Origin of the sequence: Pseudomonas sp. UBA6562, from assembly GCF_002434265.1 — a bacterium.
GTDB lineage: Bacteria > Pseudomonadota > Gammaproteobacteria > Pseudomonadales > Pseudomonadaceae > Aquipseudomonas.
Genome location: NZ_DJJS01000003.1, coordinates 15,241 through 37,781 on the forward strand (window position 1 = coordinate 15,241; position 22,541 = coordinate 37,781).

General features: G+C 59.6%; 25 protein-coding genes. 13 read left to right on the forward strand and 12 right to left on the reverse strand.

The features are described 5' to 3' along the window. Window positions 1–191 precede the first annotated feature (191 nt). The 5 genes from B4M43_RS02755 to B4M43_RS02775 all read right to left on the reverse strand — a co-directional run bounded on the left by B4M43_RS02755 (window position 192) and on the right by B4M43_RS02775 (window position 4,336). Complete coding sequence (locus tag B4M43_RS02755) at window positions 192–557, reverse strand: hypothetical protein (protein ID WP_296263964.1); 366 nt, start codon at window positions 555–557, stop codon at window positions 192–194. Further along, on the reverse strand, window positions 554–2,770 hold the full coding sequence (locus tag B4M43_RS02760; protein WP_296263967.1) for a VapE domain-containing protein: 2,217 nt from the start codon (window positions 2,768–2,770) through the stop codon (window positions 554–556). Before B4M43_RS02760 ends, B4M43_RS02755 begins: the two co-directional genes overlap by 4 nt. Further along, window positions 2,760–2,978 (reverse strand): TraR/DksA C4-type zinc finger protein, encoded by a 219-nt coding sequence (locus tag B4M43_RS02765; RefSeq protein WP_296263969.1) that lies wholly within the window; start codon window positions 2,976–2,978, stop codon window positions 2,760–2,762. Before B4M43_RS02765 ends, B4M43_RS02760 begins: the two co-directional genes overlap by 11 nt. Beyond that, a complete protein-coding gene (locus tag B4M43_RS02770) occupies window positions 2,971–3,489 on the reverse strand; it encodes a phage regulatory CII family protein (RefSeq protein ID WP_296263971.1) in 519 nt (172 codons plus the stop codon). Before B4M43_RS02770 ends, B4M43_RS02765 begins: the two co-directional genes overlap by 8 nt. A 583-nt stretch (window positions 3,490–4,072) precedes the next feature. Further along, a complete protein-coding gene (locus B4M43_RS02775) occupies window positions 4,073–4,336 on the reverse strand; it encodes a hypothetical protein (protein ID WP_296263974.1) in 264 nt (87 codons plus the stop codon). Between the two features lie 80 nt (window positions 4,337–4,416). Between B4M43_RS02775 and B4M43_RS02780 the strand changes: the two genes are divergently transcribed. From B4M43_RS02780 to B4M43_RS02810, 7 genes are all read left to right on the forward strand, one after another. After that, complete coding sequence (locus tag B4M43_RS02780; RefSeq protein WP_296263975.1) at window positions 4,417–5,154, forward strand: LexA family protein; 738 nt, start codon at window positions 4,417–4,419, stop codon at window positions 5,152–5,154. Window positions 5,155–5,424: 270 nt separating this feature from the next. Then, complete coding sequence (locus B4M43_RS02785; RefSeq protein WP_296263978.1) at window positions 5,425–5,736, forward strand: hypothetical protein; 312 nt, start codon at window positions 5,425–5,427, stop codon at window positions 5,734–5,736. A gap of 8 nt (window positions 5,737–5,744) precedes the next feature. Continuing rightward, window positions 5,745–6,029, forward strand: coding sequence for a phage antirepressor KilAC domain-containing protein (locus tag B4M43_RS02790; RefSeq protein WP_296263980.1), 285 nt, complete (start codon window positions 5,745–5,747; stop codon window positions 6,027–6,029). Between the two features lie 158 nt (window positions 6,030–6,187). After that, a complete protein-coding gene (locus tag B4M43_RS02795; protein WP_296263982.1) occupies window positions 6,188–6,502 on the forward strand; it encodes a pyocin activator PrtN family protein in 315 nt (104 codons plus the stop codon). A 57-nt stretch (window positions 6,503–6,559) separates the two neighbouring features. Then, window positions 6,560–7,483, forward strand: coding sequence for a hypothetical protein (locus B4M43_RS02800; RefSeq protein WP_296263984.1), 924 nt, complete (start codon window positions 6,560–6,562; stop codon window positions 7,481–7,483). Continuing rightward, window positions 7,480–7,767 carry a hypothetical protein gene (locus B4M43_RS02805; RefSeq protein ID WP_296263986.1) on the forward strand — a complete coding sequence of 96 codons (288 nt, stop codon included), beginning with the start codon at window positions 7,480–7,482 and terminating at the stop codon, window positions 7,765–7,767. The genes B4M43_RS02800 and B4M43_RS02805 overlap by 4 nt, the downstream gene beginning before the upstream one ends. Beyond that, window positions 7,764–8,039: a pyocin activator PrtN family protein gene (locus tag B4M43_RS02810; protein WP_296263988.1), complete on the forward strand. Its 276-nt coding sequence runs from the start codon at window positions 7,764–7,766 to the stop codon at window positions 8,037–8,039. Before B4M43_RS02805 ends, B4M43_RS02810 begins: the two co-directional genes overlap by 4 nt. A 438-nt stretch (window positions 8,040–8,477) precedes the next feature. Here B4M43_RS02810 and B4M43_RS02815 read toward each other — a convergent pair whose 3' ends face one another. Then, window positions 8,478–9,023 carry a TetR/AcrR family transcriptional regulator gene (locus B4M43_RS02815; RefSeq protein WP_296263989.1) on the reverse strand — a complete coding sequence of 182 codons (546 nt, stop codon included), beginning with the start codon at window positions 9,021–9,023 and terminating at the stop codon, window positions 8,478–8,480. Between the two features lie 165 nt (window positions 9,024–9,188). On the opposite strand from B4M43_RS02815, the gene B4M43_RS02820 reads away from it, so the two are divergent. Further along, entirely contained in the window at window positions 9,189–10,379 is a 1,191-nt protein-coding gene (locus B4M43_RS02820; RefSeq protein ID WP_296263991.1) for a serine hydrolase domain-containing protein, read from the forward strand. A 318-nt stretch (window positions 10,380–10,697) separates the two neighbouring features. Here the strand turns inward: B4M43_RS02820 and B4M43_RS02825 are convergent, their stop codons facing one another. Continuing rightward, window positions 10,698–11,819, reverse strand: a complete 1,122-nt coding sequence (locus B4M43_RS02825; protein WP_296263993.1) for a site-specific integrase — start codon at window positions 11,817–11,819, stop codon at window positions 10,698–10,700. A 104-nt stretch (window positions 11,820–11,923) separates the two neighbouring features. Between B4M43_RS02825 and dusA the strand changes: the two genes are divergently transcribed. The 3 genes from dusA to B4M43_RS02840 all read left to right on the forward strand — a co-directional run bounded on the left by dusA (window position 11,924) and on the right by B4M43_RS02840 (window position 15,947). After that, on the forward strand, window positions 11,924–12,934 hold the full coding sequence (dusA, locus tag B4M43_RS02830) for a tRNA dihydrouridine(20/20a) synthase DusA (protein WP_296263995.1): 1,011 nt from the start codon (window positions 11,924–11,926) through the stop codon (window positions 12,932–12,934). A gap of 120 nt (window positions 12,935–13,054) precedes the next feature. Next, window positions 13,055–13,975, forward strand: a complete 921-nt coding sequence (gene tal / locus B4M43_RS02835; RefSeq protein WP_296263997.1) for a transaldolase — start codon at window positions 13,055–13,057, stop codon at window positions 13,973–13,975. A gap of 97 nt (window positions 13,976–14,072) precedes the next feature. Continuing rightward, the gene (locus B4M43_RS02840) at window positions 14,073–15,947 is read left to right on the forward strand and encodes an alkaline phosphatase D family protein (protein WP_296263998.1); all 1,875 of its coding nucleotides are present in this window, start codon (window positions 14,073–14,075) and stop codon (window positions 15,945–15,947) included. Window positions 15,948–16,043: 96 nt separating this feature from the next. Here the strand turns inward: B4M43_RS02840 and B4M43_RS02845 are convergent, their stop codons facing one another. From B4M43_RS02845 to rssB, 3 genes are all read right to left on the reverse strand, one after another. After that, window positions 16,044–17,681 carry an AMP-binding protein gene (locus B4M43_RS02845; RefSeq protein WP_296264000.1) on the reverse strand — a complete coding sequence of 546 codons (1,638 nt, stop codon included), beginning with the start codon at window positions 17,679–17,681 and terminating at the stop codon, window positions 16,044–16,046. Between the two features lie 403 nt (window positions 17,682–18,084). Beyond that, the gene (rssC, locus tag B4M43_RS02850) at window positions 18,085–18,567 is read right to left on the reverse strand and encodes an anti-sigma factor antagonist RssC (protein WP_296264001.1); all 483 of its coding nucleotides are present in this window, start codon (window positions 18,565–18,567) and stop codon (window positions 18,085–18,087) included. After that, on the reverse strand, window positions 18,564–19,748 hold the full coding sequence (gene rssB, locus B4M43_RS02855; RefSeq protein WP_296264003.1) for a two-component system response regulator RssB: 1,185 nt from the start codon (window positions 19,746–19,748) through the stop codon (window positions 18,564–18,566). Before rssB ends, rssC begins: the two co-directional genes overlap by 4 nt. A gap of 268 nt (window positions 19,749–20,016) precedes the next feature. On the opposite strand from rssB, the gene B4M43_RS02860 reads away from it, so the two are divergent. Further along, window positions 20,017–20,316: a PilZ domain-containing protein gene (locus B4M43_RS02860; protein ID WP_296264005.1), complete on the forward strand. Its 300-nt coding sequence runs from the start codon at window positions 20,017–20,019 to the stop codon at window positions 20,314–20,316. Between the two features lie 37 nt (window positions 20,317–20,353). On the opposite strand, the gene B4M43_RS02865 is transcribed toward B4M43_RS02860, so the two are convergent. After that, on the reverse strand, window positions 20,354–21,055 hold the full coding sequence (locus B4M43_RS02865; RefSeq protein WP_296264007.1) for an MlaA family lipoprotein: 702 nt from the start codon (window positions 21,053–21,055) through the stop codon (window positions 20,354–20,356). A 224-nt stretch (window positions 21,056–21,279) separates the two neighbouring features. Between B4M43_RS02865 and B4M43_RS02870 the strand changes: the two genes are divergently transcribed. Then, entirely contained in the window at window positions 21,280–21,543 is a 264-nt protein-coding gene (locus tag B4M43_RS02870; RefSeq protein ID WP_296264009.1) for a DUF4404 family protein, read from the forward strand. A 103-nt stretch (window positions 21,544–21,646) separates the two neighbouring features. Here B4M43_RS02870 and queF read toward each other — a convergent pair whose 3' ends face one another. Next, a complete protein-coding gene (gene queF / locus B4M43_RS02875) occupies window positions 21,647–22,477 on the reverse strand; it encodes an NADPH-dependent 7-cyano-7-deazaguanine reductase QueF (RefSeq protein ID WP_296264011.1) in 831 nt (276 codons plus the stop codon). Between the last annotated feature and the right edge of the window lie 64 nt (window positions 22,478–22,541).

Sequence of the window (22,541 nt, forward strand, 5' to 3'; positions counted from 1 at the left end):
CCCCGTATAAAGAAGGATTGATTACACGCTGCGCGTAATACGCGCGTACTGCACTGCTTGCGCCCCACATGTGCGCCCAAGGCTGACAGGTGGGACAGCGGGACAAGGCCCATGGCGCGGGGTCTCGGCTTGACTCGCCTTAGCAATTTGCAGCAGGACAGCGCCGGGACAGTGGGACAACTTTGTACGGATCATGCGGCCCTCTTCCCCTTCAATAGCCCGGCAATTGAAACATGCGCCTGATGAAGTCGGTCATAGTACGTTTTTCGACTGCACCCGCAATAAGCCATCTTCTGCGCGAGCAGACTTTCATGGTTGCAATAGTGCTCCCTGATAATGACGTACAGCTGAGGTTCGAGGTGTTTGTTCACGATGAGCTCAATGTCTGCTGACTCGTCCAGCAGTACCCGACTGCCTCTCGTCCCTCGAATCAGGTCTCCCCGACAGTCCATCAAAAGCCCGAGCATGCACCCACCGCCACTGCCGCTACCGACTGGCTCAGGGCTGTGCAGCTCCTGCGCCCAAAGCTTCAGCATTTCATCGATATGCTTGATCAAAAGCATTCCTCCCTGGCAGGGATAGACTGCTCCAGCGGACTGGGCGTGCCCCATCCCGATGGCTTCTGATATGCCCAGGGCCTGACACCACTTTTTTGCAATGCTGGCATACGCCGCCTGCGCCAGCCAAGTCTGTGCATGATTGCACCGACCCGCATCTGTTCAGGCTTGCCCCAGTGCCCAAAGTCCAAACTGAGCGCATCCTTTAACAGTTCGCTTCCAGTGACTGTCTCACCGATCTGTGAGGACTCCAGCCAATCAAGAATCGGCCCCTCCCACTCGTCGACCACGAACCGCTCTTCCTGCTCGCGCGTGAAGAGGTCTTCCTCCTCGCGTGCGACCCACCAGATATCCCCGGCCAAGTAACAGAACACTGCCTCGGCCCATAGCTGGTCACGGACTCTGCGCAAAGCCTCCAGATCCACTCGAGTACAAGCCACCGGCCAATAACGACGGTTGCCCGTTGCGTCCTTGAGATACTCGTCCTGGTTGGTGGTACCCACGAAAACACACTGGCGTGGCACGTCGCTTGTCCTCCGCCCATAGCTCTCGCGATATGTGTCGACGGACGCAGAGAAAAACTGCTTGGCTTTGGTACTTTCCGCCTTGTTGAAGCTGTCCAGCTCGCCTAGCTCAACAATCCATTTGCCCCTGATCGCCTGGAATGCGTCCTTGTCACCCAAGGTGAACGGCGTGTCCATGAACCACTGGCCGCCCAGCACGCTCATGGCCGTGGACTTGCCCGCCCCTTGGGCGCCTTCAAGGATCAGCACGTTGTCAGCCTTGCATCCGGGCTTCATCACGCGCGCCACGGCAGAGATCATCCAGCGCTTGCCCACCTTGGCGCTGTAGTCATTCTTGGTGACACCCAGCACCTTGTGCAGCCATATCTCAAGCCTAGGCGTGCGGTCCCATTCGAGCTTTGCCAGGTACTCGCGGACTGGATGGAAGGCGTTGTCATGGGCAACGACGCTGACAGCCTCGACCACGTTCGACGCTTTGACACGAAGGTTGTACTGCTGGGCCAACCACTTCATCACGCGTGTATCATCGATATCGCTCCACTCGCCTGGCTCACCTCCGTAAGGAGCCGCGCGTAACTTGACGATCTTAGAGCTGAAAGCGCTGTAGCCGATCACGCCGGTCCAGCGTTCGTCATTACTGAGAATGAGTTCGACGTTCTGCATGTGTGCGATGAGAGCGCCATTTTCAGTCCGGGCCAGCATGTCCTTCCAGCCGCCAGTTGCCGGTGGCTTGATGACCGCCATTACTTGCCGGCGGACAGCTTCCAGCCCCTCGGCGCAATGCAGGTCGTTGAAGTCAGTCCACTTCGCTTCACGCTCGACCGAGAAGATCGGGGCGACCACCTGACCGCCCACCACCACCGCTGCGTTATTGGCCTTCTCTTCACCTGGGTTCCAGGGCTCGCCGGTCGGCCTTGTAGTTTTCCAGTCGTCGTCTCTGCAGATGATGATTGGCCGACCAGGGAACCTCTCGCGCATGTGCTTGGAGACGGTCATAAGGTTGCCGGCGTCGAAGGCAACCGCGACCGCTTGAGAGGTCGCCATGTGCAGGCTTGCGCCAGTCGCGTAGCCCTCACATACCAGCACGGGCTCTCCAGGCTCGGGATGCCCCCCTATCATGTGGAATGCACCATCCTTCGCCATGCCATGTGGCCAGTAGGATTTGTCCCTGCCAGTGTCTTCCTGCACGGCTGGAAAAATCACCTGCAAGCCGACGACGGCATCCTGTGCGTTCTGCATCGGAATCAGCACGGCACCAGACTTCGGGGCATATCGGACGCCGAAACCGACTACCTGCTTACGATCCAAGTACAAACTGCGCCCTTTGTCTGGCATGCGCTTGAACATCCCGCTGGCGCGGCTGGACGCTCGACGCGCTGCGTTCGCTGCGATCTCTGCCGCTCGGCGCTTGGCATCGGCCTGGCGGGCGCGCATGACCTCGCGCTCTTCAGCAGTCAGTCCCTTGCCGTCGGTTTTGATCTTCTGCGTCTCGCCAAGGCGCCAGTCACCGAAGCTACCAAAAACGAGCGTCTGCCCCTTTTCGGTCAGATGCTCGTGCAGTACATACCAGCCATTCTTTTCCTTGCCCTTGTCCTGCTCAGTCCGACAACGTGTCAGTTTGCCGAAAACCAGGGGCTGATGGGGCTGCAGTCCATACTCATGCAACTGATCGAGAACCTTATCCAGCATGTCGAGCCCCTGACTTCTCGAAGAAACATTGGCACTCGGCACAGCGAACGCAACCTTTCACGGCGAGCCGCCGCGGCTCGGGGATAGCATCGTCACAGTCGAGGCACTCACTGAGCGACTCGCGGACAGGGACCGGCGCTCTGGCTGCTAGCGCGAGATCGAGGTGCCATTGGGCACGGTCGTTTGCAAGATCAGCGATATCAGCCATGAGTCACACCCCGCGTTGTCTGGTGGACGTATTCAGCGCGGCGGTACATGCCTAGCAAACCTTGAATGCCACGGAACACCTGCTCCTGCATTTCAGCAAGTTCGCGGTCGCAAACCTTGCCATCGCCGATGCTATGGGCCCATGTTTCGGCCAGTGTGGCGACCTGACGGAAAAACTGAGCCAAGCCCATCGTCAGAGTCTCAGGTACATCACCGGTGTAGGCGTCAGAAAGCCTTTGCCAGATGGTGTCACCCACCAGGGCATGAACTGAATCAAGAATGCGAGGATCACGCGTGAGTTCGAGGATCTCCCCGAACTCTTGAATGTTTACGGCATGAGAGGGATGGGTGGGTGAAAGCTTGTGCTGCAACGTGGTGGGATTGCGGCCGGTGGTAGCGGCAATGGCGGCGGCACCGCCTGGATACTCCCGCACAGCGTGATACAGCGCGAGTTCAAGTGATAGCACCTCCCGCTTTGCGCGGTCAGTGCAGCTCATGGCGATTCGGCTCATGGCGGTGTCCTTTCAGGTAGCCAGTGCCTGCGGCGTGCAGTGGTGGTCGCGCCGCATAGCGTTGAGAGAGTTGGTTGCCGGGCAGCGATAGCTGATACGGCTTCTAACCAAGGAAATCGCTCCTGCGATTGTCCCCGGTATAACGGTCGTCTCCCGTGGTGAGGGAGATTGACCCAGGCTCCGTGCCTGGGCGGTGCGAGCAAAGCAGGCCGTTAGTAAAGCCTCAGCCGTCTTTCCGATCCTGCGGCCGCTCAACGGCGTGTGGTGGTGCCGACTCTTTATGACGATCAACAACATCCGCACTGGCTGGTGGCATTAGGTCACAAATCCTGCCAGTGCCTGCTCAAGGTGCCAGTGATAAACTCGCCGCGTGGCTTGAGAGAGTCACTCAGGAGCAGCCAAAAGCCGCTCCGCTGTCGCCGCTCACTCTGTGGTGGAGAAAGCGGCCTCTGACATCCGTGTCAGGGATCACGCGGTCGGGGTAGATGGTTGCAGTGGTGTGCCCATCTCCTCTGGACGCGTCCCGGTTGCACTGTGGTGGTAATGCCGGGGGAAACTGGGCGACCTTCGGGTCGCCTTTTTTCTAGGCGGTACGTTGCTTGATTGGGGAAGCTGATTCTCTTAGCCAAGATGCCTCAAATGGATTGCCCTTGGTTACGGCAGCGCTTGCAAGCCTCTCGGCATAAGCTGTCTCGCCGGTGTAGTCGGTTCGCGGCAGCGATTGAGCTAGCCGCCACTTGTTCAGCGCCTGGTAGCTTCTGCCGCAAACCTTTGCAGCAGCGCCGATACCGCCTACCGCTTCAAAAGCGAACGCGATTGCGCTTGGAAAGTCTTCGGGCCGCATCATAATCAACCTCCTTTTATCAACCCGGAGTTGATATTATAGATCAACTGACTATTGCGCAAGCTTCGTGCAACCATCAACTCATGGTTGATAGAATTAAGCTGCGTGCCGCATTTAGTGCACGTCTACACGAAGCGCTTGATGGGGCCGGTGTCAGAGGTCGAGGCCGTGGTGTCGATGTTCAAAAGCACCTCAGAGCGGCAGGCGTCAACAAAACCACTCAGGCGATCAGCAAATGGCTGAATGCCGAGGCTATCGCGGAAGCTGACAGCATGGCAGCGCTGTGCAATTGGCTTGGAATCCGGCGCGAGTGGCTGGAGTATGGAGTGCTTCCCAAAGCTAGGGCCGCGACTGGTGAAGCTTCGTCCAACTCTGAATCAACAGTTGATGACTCGAACGTCCAACAGATCTCTGAGCGGTATGGAAAGGTGCCACTCATATCGTGGGTCCAAGCCGGGGCATGGTGCGAGGCATTTTCCAACTTTGAGGCATACCAAGCAGACCATTGGCTGTCATGTCCCGTACCAATCAGCGAAGCTGGCTATGCACTGAAGGTTCTTGGCGACTCCATGACTAATCCAGGCCCAGGCCGCAGCTATCCCGCTGGCTGCATCATCTTTGTAGATCCAGAAGTCGAAGCGAACACTGGTGATCGGGTAGTGGCACGCGTGCCACGCACCAACGAGGTCACATTCAAGGTCCTGGTTGCCGATGCTGGACGCCAATTCCTCAAGCCCATCAATCCTCAGTATCCGATCATTGACATCACTGAGGAAACGCACATCTGCGGCAAGATCGTAGGGTCGTTCATACCTGAGTAATCTCAACCAGATTCCACAACCAATATCAAAATACGGTTGACACAAAACAACCAGCGGTTGATATTTGCCTCACTCTTCCACCACAGAGTGAGGCTTCACTATGCACACCACTGCTTCTCTGCACGTCCATCCGGCCGCTGCATCACCTGAACTAATCTTCAAAATCCGTCGACTGGCCAAGGATCATGGCTGCGTTTTCGCGCGCTCGAATCGCGCGCGTTTCTCGGTGGCGCCCTCCCCTACCACGCCTGGTAACGGAGGGTTCGCAGCATGAGCTTTGCAGCCAGCCCAGCCGCTTTGATCCGCCTGAAGGCCCAGTCGAACCTGAACGGCACGTTCACCCACACCCTGCGCAACCGGATCACTGGTGAAACCGTCACCGCGTTGCTTCAGACCGAGCTTTTCGACGAGCAAGTCTGTATAGAGATCCGCATAGGCTTTACCGTGAATCGCCTGACGCTGCGTGCCAACACGACCAGCACCGCAGCGACCCTCGCGCGTCATCTCGAAGCTATTGCCAACGGCCAGCTCGATACCGCTGAACTCTCACATGCAGATCTGCTGCTCACTCGAGCGGCCTAGGAGGATGCATGGAGAGGACGTTGGCGCAGACTGCAAAAGTGTTTGGCATCTCTCGGAACACCCTGATCCGCAAGATGCGCGAGCAAGGCCTACTGGACGATACAAACCTCCCGCGTTATCGGACCCGCGACCGCGAATATCTGCGAGTCAAGGAAGGCAGCTGGTACCACCCAAAGGCAGGCATGCAGTACAGCGAATCAACGCGTGTAAAGCAGGCCGGGATCATCTGGCTTGCTGAACGCCTGCAGCTCCAGCTTCCGACTCCCCCAGAAGATCCTCGGTATGCAGCCTAGGCAATACGCAGCTCAGATTCTGCAAGTCAGGAGCCGGGCGGAGCGTAATGCAGCGCTCCAGAACGTTCCTGAGGCCTGGCGGGATCTGGTGCGCAAGCACTGCGAAATCAGCTGGAACCACCCGTCACGCAACAAGCTCAGGCAGAGCCATCAACCTAATGAGCAACCTTGACCAACTGGCGCTGCGACTCCCGCATGCGCCCGATGCAAGCACCGTGGAATTGCTGTACCGAACCTTCGGCGACGTGCTTATCCCGCTCGACAAAGTGCGCGTGCAGTACTTCCGAAACCTCAACGAGGACACCTTCGCTGAGCAGTTGAAGGTCGGCCGAATCAGCCTGCCAGTCACCACATTGGACAGTAGTCAAAAAGCGCCGAAGTTCGCCCACATCCGGCATGTCGCTGCACTCATCGATAGCAGGGCTTACCTAGCGGATGAAAAGCAATCTCGGCAGCTCGAGCAAGAAAAGTAGTAACAGCCCCAGCAAGGGCCGCCACCACCGGCCCGCATACCACAAGGAGTAATACCCATGACCACACAACAGGTCATCGTCCTCATTGTCATCAGCATCTTCACAGTCGGGCTGTGTGCCTACACCTATTTTGTAGGCAGAAAAACAGGCCGACACCCCCACCAACGCGGCTTGCATTTCGATATCCAATCGAGCGATGCCAAACGCCGTACCACCTTGGGGATACCACCACAAGACTTGACCCCGGAGGGAAGCGGGCACGCGACAGCACAGGACGACATTGAGGCCACTCCCGCTTCGCTCCGTGAAGCCTGTCATGTCGACGCACAAAAAACAAAGAGCTTCTGCTGCCAAGCAGCAGGCATTATTCACCCCTCCAGCAACTCTGCCGAGGCACTGATACCCCACGAAAAGCTGCGCGAGGCAGCGCCTGCTAAAGGAACGCTGATCGCTGAAAATCGCCCGCACGCGCAGCCTGTCGAGGGGTATACGAACCCGTCCGCCGTCAGCCGCATCGTCGCTGTAATGGAAGCGAGACTTGTTGAGCAAGCCGGTACCTATGCCGCCTCAGAGCATATGGCACAGGTGATTGAAGCCGCCCTGCAGCAAGCCGGATTCCTGAGCCCAATCGACGAGTCTTGGCAGGTTATGCATGCCCAGCTGGACGAATCGCTAGTCAACCTCGAGGCCGAACAGCCCGAGCATCACACTGTCGCCAACCTCAAGCGCACCATCACTGAGCTTGAGAAACGCATCATGTCCTACACCGGTCTGGCGGTGGCGCGAGCGGACTTCGACACACTGGTTAGCGCATGCGAGACGCTTAAGTTAGCTTTGCGAACTTGGTCGCAGATGAAAGGGGCGGAAGCCTGGGTCAGGCGTGCAGAGCAGCAGGCCACTGACTTGCGCGGACTCGCGCTTCGAGTGCAGAGCGAAATCAGGAATGGAATCGCTACTACCGAAACAGGAGAAGCCGCATGAGCCATTCCAACGCGCAATTATCCTACATCGAATCCGTAACATTCACTGCGGAGTCATTAGCCTGCGCAATTGGAACAGTGAGTGGCTATGGGGAATTTGCACCAGAGTTAATTGCAGAAGAAGTTTTCCAGCAGCTTGCCCAGGTTATCGGTCAAGCAGTGGATCGCTCTTCCTCAACGGTTTGGCTAAGTCGTTCGGGCGTCTACTCAAGCAAGCTCGAAGCTGTAAGGAATGGCGAGCAGCAGGTCGCGCCCGCTGTAATTGCCAGGAGGGTACCGCGATGAATACCGCTTTCGTGCTTATGGCTCAGTACAACGGCCAAGCGATCATCTCACTAGAGCGTGTCTGCGGTGACTATTTCACTCACCTCACGCCCGATATGTTTCAACGTAAGGTGCTGACCGGAAAGATCAAACTGCCAATCACTCGACTCGAACCAAGTCAGAAGAGCGCCAGAGGAATCCATATATCGGACTTGGCTCAGTATCTGGATCAGCAGCGAGATGCCGCACGGAAAGAGTATGCGCAGTTGAATAGAATTCTAGGCGCAGGCTAATCGGAAATCTTGTTTATTTACGTCTTTAGGCTTCACAGGCTCTACACTTTCACCCGCTTGAGCCGGCCGTTGTATTAATAAGCCCACCATCGCTGATAGCCGCCCCATGAAGAGCGGCTATCGACCTATGATAGGCATCTGCGCGGGCTTGGATTCTGAGAGCAAGAAAGCCAGCGCGCCAATCATTACGCTTGGCCTTTCGTCTGATCGCAGCGCCCTCTGATGGTGGTCACCAACTAAAAGAAACCCTCTAGGCCTGTACCAGGATTGAAAATCGCAGAGCTCATATTTAGAGTGCCGGTAACCGCCACATCAGCAATATGGCGCTCATCGCCTAGGTTGAGAACGTCGATGTAGCCAAAGGCGCAAGGTTAGAGCGTCACAAACTGTCGGTCTGCGGCGCGGTCAAACGGAGGTTTACCTAATGCGCTAGTAAGCTTAAAGCTTGGTCAGCAATATGATCTCACTCCATTGCTCATATACTTTCTTCACAGGAATGGGTTGATTCCTTTCCAGATAGTACTGGATAGTAGTAAGCGCAAGTGTTGCAAAGATCGTTGCCTGGTAATCTACATTTTCTGAGAGCACGTCGCGATCATCAGCATACGAAGAATACGCATTCTTGATCATGTGCATCATGTCGTTGTAAAGGTTATGTCGCGCTGTCTTGATTTTCCACAATGCCATGACTAGATCTTTCTTACTGAAAAGATCAGGAGAGATCTCTCCCAAAAATCGCTCTCTATCAACCAAGTCAAATCTGTGCCGCAAGGCTTCAGCGAACATAGCCTTGAAGTCTTTTATCATCTGGCCAGCCAAGTCATCTAGACCCCGGTAATACTTATAGAACGTTGCCCGATTTATCATTACAACCTTAAGAAGCTCTTGCACTGTGAGCTCATTAAAATCTTTTGTGCGTAAGAGCTCCACTAGTCCATTACGAATATTTCGATGGGTTTTTACAACCCGCAGATCGGTGCTCATGATGTGTACCGAGATCAAATCGCGTGAAAGTCTAATGTAAACTTAAGCATACACAAAGGCAAGTTGCGTATGCATAAACCCACGGGCATAGCAATTTTCATTGGTCGACGGGATGCTGCGCGGCCGTTAGGATTTATCGGTCACTACAGTCATCAGGAGACCTTTATGCCCATTTCCACCTACCCAAACGATGCAGAATCTGCCGGTATGGATGCACAGGCCTTGCAAAGAATTATCACCTCCATTGAAGGCGACATTTCACAAGGTTTAATATTTGGAGCTACTGTTCTCGTAGCAAGGCATGGAAAAATTGCTCTTCACCAAAGTATCGGGACGGTGGCGCCAGGTCGTAACGCAAAAAATGATGATTTATATCTGTCAATGTCCCTAGCGAAGTCTTTCACAGCAGCACTAACGCTCAGAGCAATAGATCAAGGAAAATTTACACTAGATACAAAGGTGGGAAAGATCTTGCCGGAATTCTCTACCGGTGGTAAGAAAAATATCACTATTTTCCAATTATTGTGCCATCAAGCCGGTATTTATAGCAAGCTGGTTCCGCCTGCCCCTTATAAAGCGACCGACATCATTAACCTCGAGAAGATGTATCAGGCAGTTGCATCTCAGCCAGTCGAATACGTACCAGGAGAACGGGTATGTTATGCACCGTTTGCCGGTCACGCTGTGTGCGCGAAAATCTTGACAACCCTGGACTCGAAGAAGCGCAGCTTTGCTCAAATCGCTGCTGATGAGCTCTTCCGGCCGTTAGCCATGATCGATACGCGCTACGGCTCTGCTGAAAGCGACCTTCGTAGAGTAGATGTTTCATTCACTGAGAAGATGACAACACCTAATAGTGCCGCTACAGCGCAGTTCTTAAATCAGTTGGCGAGTGAAGGCGCAGAGATGCCTGCCGGTGGCGCGTATACTACTGCGATCGATACCTTCCGCTTTGCAGAGACGCTTCGCCGCGGTGGAAGCAATGACAGCTATCGCTTGATGTCACATGCAATGGTCGAGTATGCAAGCCGTAATCACTGCGGCGATTTAACTAATGATGCTTGGATCAGTTATTGCATCGAACATGACCTACCGCAACTCCGAGCGAATTTTTCCCTGCTCGGCGGCTATTCTCGCGGAGAGGGGCACCATATGGTCCCAACCGGCCAACTCGCTTCGCCCAAAGCTTACTGCGCAGTGGGAGGCGGATCGACCATGTGGATGGTGGACCCCGATCGAGAACTGACCGTGGTGTTCCTGAGCGCGGGATTCATCGAAGGGCTGGCTCACTCTCAGCGGGTAAGCCTAATCAACGATCTCGCTGTAGCCGCTTGCCTGGAGCCAGCCAGCTCTTGAGCACTTACATCGGTGAGCAAGTAGTGACTACCGCACTGGCTGGCCCTCCGATGAGGCATGGTTTAACTTGATGTCTTTCCATGGAGTAAAAATTACCATGTTGCAAGGGCGTCAAGTCTAGCTACGATGGGATAGCGCCGTGCCTAATCCGCTTTGATCACGAGGAGCTTTACCCATGATAATAGACACCTTCTCGTGGTCGCGCATAGCTGGTGACAACCTCGCTAAAGTTAGCGCTTTTCGCTGATTGCTGCTTCAGTGAAGGGCAGCTTTGGGCCAAAAGCTGCCAACAATAATCGCGCACGCCTGAATAGCCAGCTATGCAACGCGTCCGCCTAGATTGACTTGGGCCTGAATAATCTGCTCTAACCATATCCAATTCTTGTACCGATCCCCGCGCCCGCGTAAATGCGTATAACGCCGCATCGAGTTCCAGTCTCGATGTCCCGACACGCTCGCCACCCTCGGTATATCCCAGTCCATCTCAAACAACCGACTCACTCCCTCATGGCGCAGATCATGGAAGTGGAGGTCTTCAATACCCATAAACCTGCATGCTCTGGCCCAGGCGGTACCGATTGAGTCAGTGTTGTAGGGAAAGATTTCCTGGCACTCTCTGGGCATGCTCTGCACGATCTGCCACGCCTCATCGGGCAAGTGACACCACACGTCGTTGCCAATCTTCTGGCCAGGGTTTTTCATATCCCGCACCTTCACTGCCTGTCGATGCTCGTCAAGATCTTCCCAGCGAATCCGGGCGATCTCATCCATGCGTCTTGTCGAGTAGATTGCAAACGCCATCACCTTGGGCATGTGTATCACTGTCGGCCGGCGCTGCAGCATCTCGAAGAAATGCTCAAGCACCCGATCAAGCTCAGCCAAGGTTGGCCGGCGATCTCGCTCGCGGCTGCGCATGTTGTAGCCGAACTGTTTGAGCACAAGACGGGCATCTTTCATAGCAAGGGGGTTCACCTCATACCCCCAGGCGGCGCGAGCGAGCGACAGTACCGAGCCGAGGTGCGCCAGGTCATTACCAGCGGTCTGCGGCTTCACGTCGCCACCCTCGGGACCCATGCGCCACAGCGCGTAGTCGACCAGCACCTTTTGCGAAATGTCAGAGTCAATCACGTCGCCCAGTGGACTGCGCTGAATGGCGCCAAGCGTGCGCCGCTTGCTCTCTCCGAGAGGCCGAGCCCTTTCAGCCTCCAACAGATAGCGCTCGATCATGTGCCTGACCGTTAACCCCTGACGCTTGGCTCGATCAACGGCGCCAGGCTCCGACAGCTCAGTTTCACGCCGCTTGGCCCACGCTTGAGCAGCCTGCTTCCGGGCGAATGTCTGGGCTTCTTGGTAGACTATGACACCCTTTTTCTTGAGGCGGATCTGGACGGTATAGCTAACCGTCCCATCGGCCTTTTTCCTTGCTCTAATCGTTGCCATGATTTCCGGTGGTACAAGCGTAATTTACGGTGGTACAGCGTACCACCGTCACACCGAAAATGCCCTAAAACCCCGGAAAATGGTACATAAACGCGTAACCAATAATGCCTATAAATACAGCATCAAAGCCAGAAACCACGCGCCCTGAGCCCTGCCGCCGTTTCTCCGTGGCCCCCATGATGGACTGGACCGACCGCCACTGCCGCTTCTTCCTGCGCATCCTCTCCAAACACACCCTCCTCTACACCGAAATGGTCACCACCGGCGCCCTGCTCCACAGCGACCCGCACCGTTTCCTGCGCCACGACTCCGCCGAACACCCCCTGGCCCTCCAACTCGGCGGCAGCGTCCCGTCCGACCTCGCCGCCTGCGCCAAGCTCGCCCAAGCCGCCCACTACGACGAGGTCAACCTCAACGTCGGCTGCCCCAGCGACCGCGTGCAGAACAACATGATCGGCGCCTGCCTCATGGCCCATCCGGCCCTGGTGGCCGACTGCGTCAAGGCCATGCGCGACGCCGTTTCCACACCGATCACCGTCAAGCACCGCATCGGCATCAACGGCCGCGACAGCTACGCCGAACTCTGCGACTTCGTCGGCCAGGTGCGCGATGCCGGTTGCCGCAGCTTCACCGTGCATGCGCGCATCGCCATCCTCGAAGGTCTGTCGCCCAAGGAGAACCGTGAGGTGCCGCCGCTGCGCTACGACATCGCCGCGCAGCTCAAGGCCGACTTCCCGGACCTGGAGATCGTGCTCAACGGCGGGATCAAGACGCTGGAAGAATGCCAGGCGCATTTGCAGACCTTCGACGGGGTGATGCTGGGTCGCGAGGCGTACCACAACCCGTACCTGCTGGCCGAGGTCGACCAGCAGTTGTTCGGCAGCACCACGCCGGTGATCAGCCGGGCCGAGGCGCTGGCGCAGTTGCGGCCGTACATCGTCGCGCATCTGGAGAGCGGCGGTGCCATGCATCACGTGACGCGGCACATCCTTGGGCTGGGCCAGGGTTTCCCGGGGGCGCGGCGCTTCCGTCAGTTGCTGTCGTCGGACATCCACAAGCATCCCGAGCCGTTGGCGGTGCTGGACCAGGCCGCTGAGCTGTTGCAGGGGCGGTGAAGTGAACCAGCCGGGAGGCGCCGACTCGAAGCCTACAGTCTCATCCGACTTGTCCTACCCGCCTTGAGCGGAGCCTGACCGTCGGGTACTGTCGAGAACTCGCAAAGGAAAGAGCACGCCATGACCTCCAAGCTGGAACAACTCAAACAGTTCACCACCGTGGTCGCCGACACCGGCGACCTGGAAGCCATCATCCGGCTCAAGCCGGAAGACGCCACCACCAACCCTTCCCTGCTGCTCAAGGCCTCCGGCCTGGAAGGCTATGCGGAGATGCTGGGGAAGGTCAAAAGCGACGCGAAAGGCAATGTCCAAGCGGCCTGCGACCAGTTCTCGGTCAGCGTGGGCAGCGGGCTGCTGAAAGAGATCCCAGGGCGCATTTCCACCGAAGTGGATGCCCGCCTGTCGTTCGACGAGCCGGCATTGTTGAAGAAGGCGCACCACCTGATCGAGCTGTACGACAAGGCCGGCGTGGGCCGCGACCGCGTGCTGATCAAGCTGGCCTCCACCTGGGAAGGCATCCGCGCCGCCGAGAAGCTGGAGAAGGAAGGCATCCAGACCAACCTCACCCTGCTGTTCTCCTTCGCCCAGGCGCAAGCCTGTGCCGATGCCGGGGTGTTTCTGATCTCGCCGTTCGTGGGCCGTATCTACGACTGGTACAAGAAGAGCACCGGCAAGGAATACACCGGCGCCGACGACCCGGGCGTGCAGTCGGTGGCGCGCATCTACGACTACTACAAGACCAATGGCTATAAAACCGTGGTCATGGGCGCAAGCTTCCGCAACATCAACCAGATCGAGCAACTGGCCGGCTGCGATCGCCTGACCATCAGCCCGGAACTGCTGCAAAAGCTCAGCGAAGACGAAGGCGAACTGCCGCGTGTGCTGAAGCCGGGCAATGCCGGCGAAGCCAAGCAGCAACTGACTGAAAGCCAGTTCCGCTGGGCGTTGAACGAAGACGCGATGAGCACCGAGAAGCTCGCCGAAGGCATTCGTCAGTTCGCCCGCGACCAGGAAAAACTCGAAGCGCTGATGGCGCAGTGATGGTTAGGGTGCGCCGATGCCCTCATGCGGCGTCGGCGCACCTTTGGCCTTCAGCGCGTAAGCGCCCTTCTTCTCTCTCCCCGCAGTCGATAGCGCAATGACTTCTCCCCTCCCGTGCATCCTCGCCGGCCCCGTGCTGCGGCGGCTCGAACCTCGGCGCCTGGCGATCTGGCTGGTGGCGACCCGTGCGCTGGCGCCTGTCGTCCACCTGCCGGGACACCCCTGCGAGACCACCTGCACTTTGGTGCCGATCGGGCAGCACGCGTTCGTGCATTTGCTGGAGGTCGCCTTCGACACGCCACTACCGGTCGACACCCTGCTCGCCTACGACGTGCAGGTGCCGGGCCTGGGGGGCGTGCGGGACTGGGCGGCGCACCTGCTCTACCCCGGCCAGTCGATGCCGAACCTGGTGCTGCGCGGGCGTTTCGACCAGTTGCTGCACGGTTCCTGTCGCAAGCCACACCACCCGGCCAACGACGGCCTACTGTGCGCCGACGACCTGCTGCAGGCCTGCACTGAGCCGCAGCAACGGCCGGCGGCGCTGTTGATGACCGGGGATCAGGTGTACGTGGACGATGTGGCCGGGCCGATGTTGCAGGCCGTCCATCAGCTGATCGAGCGCCTGGGGCTGTTCAACGAGGTGCTGGAAGGTGCGCGGATCGAGCACAGCCAGGCGCTGCATGGTGATGTTTCCAGCTACTACCGGCGTGCGGAGCTGCTGCCGAGCAACCCTGGCAACGAGGGCCTGAAGCGACGCTTCTTCGGCGGCAAGCGCAAGCCGATCTTTTCGTCGAGCAACGCCGACAACCACTTGGTCAGCTTCGCCGAGGTGATGGCGATGTATGTGCTGGTGTGGTCGCCGGTGCCGTGGTCGTTGATCGAATTGCGCATGCCGGCAGGCCTCAGCGAAGAACACCAACAGCGCTACAGCGACGAGCTGCCGCACGTGCACGCCTTCAGCCGCGGGCTGGATCGGGTGGCGCGGGTCATGGCGCACCTGAGCTGCCTGATGATCTTCGACGACCACGACATCACCGACGACTGGAACCTGTCGGCGCTGTGGGAGCAGACCGCTTACGGCCACCCGTTCTCGCGGCGGATCATCGGCAATGCGCTGCTGGGCTATCTGCTGTGCCAAGGTTGGGGCAACGATCCGCAGCGTTGCGGGCCGTTGGTCGAAGGCGCCAACGAGTTGCTGCACAGTGGCTCGACCCTCGACGCTGCGCGGCAGGACGCGCTGATCGAACGCCTGCTGCACTTCCAGGGCTGGCACTACCAGATCGCCAGCGACCCGCCGCTGCTGGTGCTCGATACCCGCACGCGGCGCTGGCGCAACGAGGACCACCCGCACAAACCCTCGGGGCTGCTGGACTGGGAGGGCTTGTGCGAGTTGCAGCAGGCGCTGCTGGACCACCCGTCGGCGGTGATCGTCTCGCCCGCACCGATCTTCGGGGTGAAGCTGATCGAGACGGTGCAGCGGGTGTTCAGCTGGCTGGGGTATCCATTACTGGTCGATGCGGAGAACTGGATGGCGCACCGCGAGGGCGCGCAGACCATCCTCAATATCTTTCGCCACTCGCGCACGCCGGGGCATTACGTGATTTTGTCGGGCGACGTGCATTACTCGTTCGTCTATGAAGTGCTGATTCGCGATCGCCAGCGCAGCCCGCATTTGTGGCAGGTGACCAGCAGCGGCATCAAGAACCAGTTTCCCAAGCGTTTGCTGGACGTGCTGGACCGGTTGAACCGTTGGCTGTACGCGCCGCATTCGCCGCTGAACGGCTTCACCAAACGGCGCAAGATGCAGGTCGAGCCGCGCACGCCGAGCAATTGTCAGGCGGGGGAAAGGCTGTGGAACAGCGCAGGATTGGGGCAGGTGCTCTTCGACGAGAATGGGCGGCCGGCGCGGGTGTACCAGCTGAATGCGGATGGCACGGCGAAGACGGAGTTCGTAGGCAAGAGCGGCGTTTGAGGCACAGCACCGGCACTGCTGGCTGAACATGCAGGCTCAGCCCCCCGGCAAGGCCCAATAGCCTCCTGAACCCCATCTCACCTCCATGCGCGCCCCTCAGGCGTCGACAGCGCGCTGCTTGGCGATTTCCTGGTTGCGCAGGATGAAGCGCTGCACTTTGCCGCTGGGCGTCTTGGGCAACTGCTCGGTGAACTCGATCTCCCGTGGATAGGCATGGGCGGCGAGACGATGCCGCACATGCAGGCGCAGCGCTTCGGCCAGCTCGGGGCTGGGCAGGTGCTGTGGAGCGAGGACCACGAAGGCCTTGATGACTTCGGTGCGCTGCGGATCGGGCTTGCCGACGACGGCCGCTTCGACCACCGCGGGGTGTTCGATGAGCGCGCTCTCGACATCGAACGGGCCCACCCGGTAACCGGAGGTGGTGATGACGTCGTCGTCGCGCCCGACGAAACTGATACTGCCGTCGTCGTTGAGCTCGACCACGTCACCGCTGAGGTAATAACGCCCGACGAAGGCCTTGGTGGCCATGCCGAAGTAGCCGCGAAACCAGCACGCCGGCGAGCGTTCGCGGTCGATGGCTAGCGTGCCCGGCTGGCCAGCGGGCAGCTCGCGCTGGGCGTCGTCCAGCACCACCACGCGGTAGCCCGGCGAGGCGTAGCCGGCCGAGCCCTCGCGCACCGGATGGTCCAGACCGTGGTGGTTGCACAGCACCATGCCGAGTTCGGTTTGCCCGTAATGGTCATGGATGACGACCCCCAGTTGTTCGGCGAACCAGCGGATCACCTGAGGATTGAGCGGTTCGCCCGCGCTGCTGACCCGCCGCAGGCGCCCGCGAACGCCGTCGGCGAACTGTGATTGTGCCGCGATCAGCAGGCGATAGGCCGTGGGCGAGCCGGCCAGGTTGCCGATGGCGTACTTGTCGATCACCCGGCAGGTGCTTTCGACCGAGAACGGGCCGTTGTAAAACAGCGTGGCGTGGCCACAGGCCAATGGCCCGATGACGGCGTAGTACAGACCATACGCCCAGCCGGGATCGGCCAGGTTCCAGAACGGCTCGCCGGGCTCAAGGCCAATGGCATCGCGCATGTAGCGTTTGAAGGACAGGATGGCGCTCAACGGCACTTCCAGCGGCTTGGCCGGCCCCGTAGTGCCCGAGGTGCACATCAGCAGGAACGGCGCCGTGGCTGGCTGCAACAGGGGGCTACACACGGCGCTCTGCCGCGCGAGGCTGCCCCAGAAATCCAGGCCCGTATCGGTATCCGTGCCGCCCACCAGCAATATCGTAGGCAAGGCGGCGATTTCATCGAGCTTGGGGCGGTTGTGCAGGTCGGTGACGATCCAGCGCGCGCCCGAGCAGGCCAGGCGCTGTTCGATCGCCTTGGGCCCGAACGCGGTGAACAGCGGTTGATAGACCGCGCCGACCCGCCAGGTGCCGAGCACCACCACTAGCAGCTCGACCGTGCGCGGCAGCAGGCCCGCCACCCGGTCGCCCGGCTTCACCCCCTGCTCGCGCAGCAGGTTGCCGAAGCGGGCGGCCTGTTCCTCGAGCTCGGCATAGGTGTACTGCGCCGCACTGCCGTCTTGGGCTTCGTAGTACAGCGCGATGGCGTTGTGCTCGGCATGGCGATCGCAACATTCGACGCAGGCATTGAGCGCGTCGAGCGTGCCCTGCAAGTCAGCCTCGGCGGCGTTCCGATAGTCGAAGTCCAGCACTGCGGATTGATAGTCACGCATCACGGCACCTGTTTATTGTTGTTGGGCGTATCGCCCAAGAGGATCGGCCGTAGCCCCGCAGCGAAGCAATGGCAAAATCATTCAACCTGTGTGAGTGGTTTTTCCAGCGTGCCACTCGTAGCCCGCGCCTTCTTGGGCAGCGGGCGCTGTCGCCTCGAATGCCCAGGCGCCAGGCCATACCGAAGACTTGCGACCGAGCGTACGCAGCCAGGTGCTATGACGAATTCGAGTCAGACGGGGGCAAGGTGAACCCAACGCCAGAGCCTGTTGCTGGCGCTCGTCATCGGCAACGCCGGCTACGGAATTCTAGAGGGTGCGGGGACCCACACCAGTGCAGGCGGGTAGTATCTGGCCAGATGGGCGCAGGTGTGGGAAGGAGTGGAAACCAAGCGCCAGGTGCCGGTCAGCTACGCTCCAGCGCATTGACCAAGTCGCGGAACGCCTCGCGGTTGGAGTCGTTCAAGCCCATCAGGATGCGGTGCGCTTCGAGCACCTTGGCGCGCACCAGATCTTCGCTCTGGTCCTGCGGTGGCAGCTCGTCCAGGCATTCCGGGCAGGGCAGCGGGTGATCGACGATGTTGAACACCTGGTCGAAGCCCATCGACTGCAACAGCCGCGAAATATCGGGGTGCGTGGTGACCACGGTCGGCAGCAGACCGACCTTCTGGCGCGAAAGGATCGACAGCTTGGCCAGCAACCCCAGGGTAGTGCTGTCCATGCTTTCGGTTTCGGTCAGGTCGATGACGATGTTGGAGAAACTCAACGAACTGAAGATCTTCTCGATGGTGGCGTCCAGGGCCGTGCACAAGGTCAGACGCACTTCACCGACGAACTTCAGCACGAAAGTGCCGGTTTCTTCGGCAAACTGGATTCTTCCAGTACTCATTGCAGGTTCCTGCTCAGCACCAAGAGGGCGATATCATCCGGCATCTCCCCAAGCGTAGACAATCCGAATCGTCGGCGTAGGCCATCCAGGCTGCCGCCCGCTGCCTTGACCACCTCGGGCAAGCCAGCTTCTTTCTCTTTCAGGGTACTTCCTGGCAACAGGTCCAGGATGCCGTCCGACAGCAGGGTCAGGCTGAACTGCGGCGGCAGCTCCACGACGTGGTTTTGGTAGGTCGCCTCTTCGAACAGGCCCACCGGCAGCCCACGCCCTTCCAGATAGCGCGCCTGGTCGGGGGTGTACAGCACCGGCAGCGGCAGGTGGCCGCCGACGGCGTAGGTCAGCAGGCCCGTGTCTTCGTCGATCACACCACCGACCATGGTCACGTGCTTGCCCAGTTTGCAGTTGATCAGGCCACGGTTGATGTGGCCCAGCACGTCGGACGGCTTGAAGTCGCGCAAGGCGCTGTTGCGCTTGAATTCGAACAGCAGCCGCGTGGTCATGAACTTCAGCAGGACGGTGACGAAGGCCGACGAAGCGCCATGCCCGGACACGTCGGCCAGGTAGAAGGCGATGCGCTTTTCGTCGACACGGAAGTAGTCGACGAAATCGCCCGACAGGTAGAGCGACGGAATGATCTGGTGCTCGAAGGCGAAGTCCGACGCGCTCCACGGGCTGTGCGGGAGCATGTTCATCTGCACCTGGCGGCCGGCGGTCTGGTCTTCCTGCAACAGGCTGAGACTGGCTTGCAGCTCGCGGTTGGTCGCTTCCAGTTTGTCCCGATAGCGCTGGTTCTCATACTGCAGGCGCGCGCGTTCCAGGGCGCGGTGCACCGAGTGTTCGAGGACGGCGAGGTCTTCCAGCGGCTTGATCAGGTAGTCGGCCGCGCCCAGGCGCAGGGCCTCGACGGCATCGCTCATCACACCCGCACCGGAGACCACGATGACCGGCAACTGCGGCGCGCGCGCGTTGAGCGTGCGGATCAGCTCCAGCCCGCCCATGTGCGGCATGCGCAGGTCGCAGATGACGAGATCCGGGGTCTGCTGTTCGAAGGTTTGCAGGCCGAGCTGGCCATTGTTGGCCTGGAGCACGCGGAAGCCGCTGTCTTCGAGATAGGCGGCGAGGCTCTCGCGCACTACGTCGTCGTCATCGATGATCAGCAGCGTTGCACTGGTTTTCTGCATGTGGGCGAACGGCGCCAGAAATAGGTTGGCGTAGCGCTGCAAGGTGGCTGGCAGTCGACTACTGGAATTCTCTCTGGCCACTCATGCTGGACAAGGGTGCGAGGGGCTCGCGGGCTGCCCAGGGTAGAAGTGCCCTGTAAGGCGCAGACGGTACTCCCATCCGCCAGGCGTTTCAAGCGCGGCAGGCGCGACGTTCCCGCACTTTACAGGCGAAATCGCCGGGAGTTATAAGAAAGTTCCCAAGCCCTACCGGATGGAAGGTTGCCCCATGTCACAGACGCCCCCGAACTACAGCGAGAAACGCGATTTCATCCGTATGCGGGTCGATACGGCCGCCAGCCTGTTGCATGCCGGCGAAGTGGTCGCTGCCGTGTGCCTCGACCTGTCGAGCAGCGGCATGCAGGTGCAAGCCCCGCAGCATTTTCAGGTAGGTGACCGCATCGAAGTGCGCATCGAGTCGGAACATGCCGCGCTCAAGGGCCTGCAAGCGAGCACGGAAGTGGTGTGGATCGCCGACCAGCCCGATGGGGAGCAGAAGCTGGGGCTGCGCATCCTGGAAATGCGCTGAGCCGCACGGTAGGTCGGCGGCTCGTTGCGCGGGCGTATCAGAAGTCGTCTTCGACTTCGCCGTCCTTGACGCGGAACTCGCGGTTCTGCAGGTAGGCGTTGCGGATGAAGACGTACTTGTCGCCGCTGATCAGTTTTTCTGCCGACAACAGCTGCGCACGAGTGTCGATCACGTCGGCCGCGAAGACGGTGTTGCGGGTCGGGACGTGGTCGATGTAGCGATACGGCTTGGTGTAGGTGTCCGGATAGCGCGCCAGGCCGTCGCGCACGGTGCTCGGCCCCAGCAGCGGGATGACCACGTACGGGCCGCTCGGCACGCCCCAATAGCCCAGGGTCTGGCCGAAATCTTCGTCGTTGCGGGTCAGGCCCATGTGGGTGCCGACGTCGATCAGGCCGCCCAGACCGAAGGTGGTGTTGACGATCAGGCGCGCCGTGTCCACACCGGCGGCGTGGTACTTGAGCTGCAGCACGTCGTTGGCCAGGTTGGTGACATCGCCCAGGTTGCTGAACACGTTATGGATACCGTCTTCCACGAACTGTGGGGTGATGGCCTGGTAGCCTTTGGCCAAGGGCTTGAGGGCATAGGTGTCCAGCACGTCGTTGAACTTGAAGATCGGCCGGTTGACGGCTTCCCAGGGATCGTCCTCGGTGGCGGCCTGGGTCGCCGTGATCGGCGCCAGCAGCAAGCTGGCACAGATACAGGCCTGGGTGACGCGATCAATCACGCCGGTCCTACGCATAATGCTTCTCCATCGAGGGGTTCACGGCGGCACGCGCTGGAACGCGGGTGCCTGACAAGGCGCCAGTATAAGACCTCCGCTGCCGATGAACAGCTTTGCTATCAAGTGGAAACCAGCGCTGTGGGCAGGCAAAGTGGCGACGGGTGGATTACGCTTGCCCGTAGGTCAGAAACCTTTGGCCGATTGCGTAGGTCCATGCCTTACGTCATTGAAGGAGTGCCCCCATGTCCGCCCCCGAACTGCAAGCGCGTCTGAACAGCCTGCGCGAACAGCTGGATCGCAACGTGCCGCTGTCCGAGCAGGAAGTCGCCAACCTGCACGCAGAAGCGCGCGAGGTCGAAGCGCAGCTCAAACTCGAAGAAGCGACGGCCGACAACAACGTGGTCGACGGTGTGAACCTGGCCATCGAACGTTTCGAAGCCGAACATCCAGACCTCACCGCCACATTGCGTAGCATCGCCAACTCGTTGCATAGCATGGGCATCTGAGGCAGCGGCCGCTCCAGCGTCCGCCAACGGTAAGGCCAGGGTGAAATGGCGCAGGCGCCACACCCAGGCCCTGTCGCCTATGCAGCCAGTCCTTGGCTAAGGGTTACTGACGCACCAATCGCAGGTTGTGCGGCGCGATGGCCTCGCTGCTGCGGTACGGATTGATGTCCAAACCGCCGCGGCGCACATAGCGCGCGTAGACGGTCAGGCGCTGCGGGTTCAGCAGTTTCTTCAAGTCCAGATAGATGCGCTCCACACACTGCTCGTGGAAGTCCGAGTGCTGGCGGAAACTCACCAGGTACGTCAGCAGGCTGGCGTGGTCCAGGGCCGAGCCGTGGTAGTCCACCACCACGCTGCCCCAGTCCGGCTGGCTGGTGACCGGGCAGTTGGATTTGAGCAGGTGGCTGTGCAGCGTCTCTTGCACGATGCGCTCGGAGTCGCAGCGCAGCAGTTCGGGTTGCGGGTGGTCGTAGCTGTCGATGGTCACGTCCAACCCGTCGATGCACTGGCCCGGCAAAGCGGTAGTACCCTCCTCTTCCACTTCGGCCAGGGTGCGCACCCGCACGGCGACCGGTTTACCAGCGGCGGCGGAAAGGTCGTTCACCAGGCAGGCGCGCAGTTCGTCGCTGGTGGTGAACGCGGTCTGGTTCAGGGAATTGAGGTAGAGCTTGAACGACTTGGACTCGATGATGTTCGGCGAATCGGCAGGAATGGCGAACTCGCCGATGGCCACCACGGGCTTGCCCGACGGCAGCAGCCACGACAGCTCGAAGCAGTTCCAGTAGTCCACACCCTGCCACGGCAAGGCCTGGGCGCTGACGCCCAGCTCGGTCCACTTGGCCAGGCGCGGGATAGGGAACAGCAGCGACGGGGTGTAGGTGGCGATGTATTCGCTGGACTTGCCCAGCGGCGAGTGTTCGGCGGAAGGATGCATGGGGGAAGCTGCCTGCAGAGTCAAATGCGGGCGATTCTACCGGGTTTCACCCCGCCCGGCAGCT

Coding starts and splice junctions, on each gene's coding strand:
- B4M43_RS02760 (WP_296263967.1), bottom strand. CDS start 2,770: ATGCTGGATAAGGTTCTCGATCAGTTGCATGAGTATGGACTGCAGCCC.
- B4M43_RS02765 (WP_296263969.1), bottom strand. CDS start 2,978: ATGGCTGATATCGCTGATCTTGCAAACGACCGTGCCCAATGGCACCTC.
- B4M43_RS02770 (WP_296263971.1), bottom strand. CDS start 3,489: ATGAGCCGAATCGCCATGAGCTGCACTGACCGCGCAAAGCGGGAGGTG.
- B4M43_RS02775 (WP_296263974.1), bottom strand. CDS start 4,336: ATGATGCGGCCCGAAGACTTTCCAAGCGCAATCGCGTTCGCTTTTGAA.
- B4M43_RS02780 (WP_296263975.1), top strand. CDS start 4,417: ATGGTTGATAGAATTAAGCTGCGTGCCGCATTTAGTGCACGTCTACAC.
- B4M43_RS02785 (WP_296263978.1), top strand. CDS start 5,425: ATGAGCTTTGCAGCCAGCCCAGCCGCTTTGATCCGCCTGAAGGCCCAG.
- B4M43_RS02790 (WP_296263980.1), top strand. CDS start 5,745: ATGGAGAGGACGTTGGCGCAGACTGCAAAAGTGTTTGGCATCTCTCGG.
- B4M43_RS02795 (WP_296263982.1), top strand. CDS start 6,188: ATGAGCAACCTTGACCAACTGGCGCTGCGACTCCCGCATGCGCCCGAT.
- B4M43_RS02800 (WP_296263984.1), top strand. CDS start 6,560: ATGACCACACAACAGGTCATCGTCCTCATTGTCATCAGCATCTTCACA.
- B4M43_RS02805 (WP_296263986.1), top strand. CDS start 7,480: ATGAGCCATTCCAACGCGCAATTATCCTACATCGAATCCGTAACATTC.
- B4M43_RS02810 (WP_296263988.1), top strand. CDS start 7,764: ATGAATACCGCTTTCGTGCTTATGGCTCAGTACAACGGCCAAGCGATC.
- B4M43_RS02815 (WP_296263989.1), bottom strand. CDS start 9,023: ATGAGCACCGATCTGCGGGTTGTAAAAACCCATCGAAATATTCGTAAT.
- B4M43_RS02820 (WP_296263991.1), top strand. CDS start 9,189: ATGCCCATTTCCACCTACCCAAACGATGCAGAATCTGCCGGTATGGAT.
- B4M43_RS02825 (WP_296263993.1), bottom strand. CDS start 11,819: ATGGCAACGATTAGAGCAAGGAAAAAGGCCGATGGGACGGTTAGCTAT.
- dusA (WP_296263995.1), top strand. CDS start 11,924: ATGCCTATAAATACAGCATCAAAGCCAGAAACCACGCGCCCTGAGCCC.
- tal (WP_296263997.1), top strand. CDS start 13,055: ATGACCTCCAAGCTGGAACAACTCAAACAGTTCACCACCGTGGTCGCC.
- B4M43_RS02840 (WP_296263998.1), top strand. CDS start 14,073: ATGACTTCTCCCCTCCCGTGCATCCTCGCCGGCCCCGTGCTGCGGCGG.
- B4M43_RS02845 (WP_296264000.1), bottom strand. CDS start 17,681: ATGCGTGACTATCAATCCGCAGTGCTGGACTTCGACTATCGGAACGCC.
- rssC (WP_296264001.1), bottom strand. CDS start 18,567: ATGAGTACTGGAAGAATCCAGTTTGCCGAAGAAACCGGCACTTTCGTG.
- rssB (WP_296264003.1), bottom strand. CDS start 19,748: ATGCAGAAAACCAGTGCAACGCTGCTGATCATCGATGACGACGACGTA.
- B4M43_RS02860 (WP_296264005.1), top strand. CDS start 20,017: ATGTCACAGACGCCCCCGAACTACAGCGAGAAACGCGATTTCATCCGT.
- B4M43_RS02865 (WP_296264007.1), bottom strand. CDS start 21,055: ATGCGTAGGACCGGCGTGATTGATCGCGTCACCCAGGCCTGTATCTGT.
- B4M43_RS02870 (WP_296264009.1), top strand. CDS start 21,280: ATGTCCGCCCCCGAACTGCAAGCGCGTCTGAACAGCCTGCGCGAACAG.
- queF (WP_296264011.1), bottom strand. CDS start 22,477: ATGCATCCTTCCGCCGAACACTCGCCGCTGGGCAAGTCCAGCGAATAC.